This window comes from Staphylococcus intermedius NCTC 11048 (assembly GCF_002902385.1).
In the GTDB taxonomy this organism is placed as follows: Bacteria; Bacillota; Bacilli; order Staphylococcales; family Staphylococcaceae; genus Staphylococcus; species Staphylococcus intermedius.
Window position 1 is genome coordinate 1 of sequence record NZ_PPQH01000096.1, and the last position, 256, is coordinate 256.

Below are 256 nucleotides of genomic sequence, written 5' to 3' on the forward strand. Positions count from 1 at the left end.
TAACCTGGCACCGTCCTACTCTCGCGGAACGTAAGTCCGACTACCATCGGCGCTAAAGAGCTTAACTTCTGTGTTCGGCATGGGAACAGGTGTGACCTCTTTGCCATTGGCACCAGATTAAGTTGTAGAATGTTATACATTCAAAACTAGATAGTAAGTATATCAATCACAAGCATTACCTTATGAACAATTATTTTGATTAAGTCTTCGATCGATTAGTATTCGTCAGCTCCACGTATCGCTACGCTTCCACCTC

Annotated in this window: 1 rRNA gene; it reads right to left on the reverse strand. The window is 43.0% G+C overall.

Annotation, left to right across the window (positions count from 1 at the left end):
* Window positions 1–2: 2 nt before the first annotated feature.
* Window positions 3–117 (reverse strand): 5S ribosomal RNA (gene rrf, locus CD138_RS12780).
* Between the last annotated feature and the right edge of the window lie 139 nt (window positions 118–256).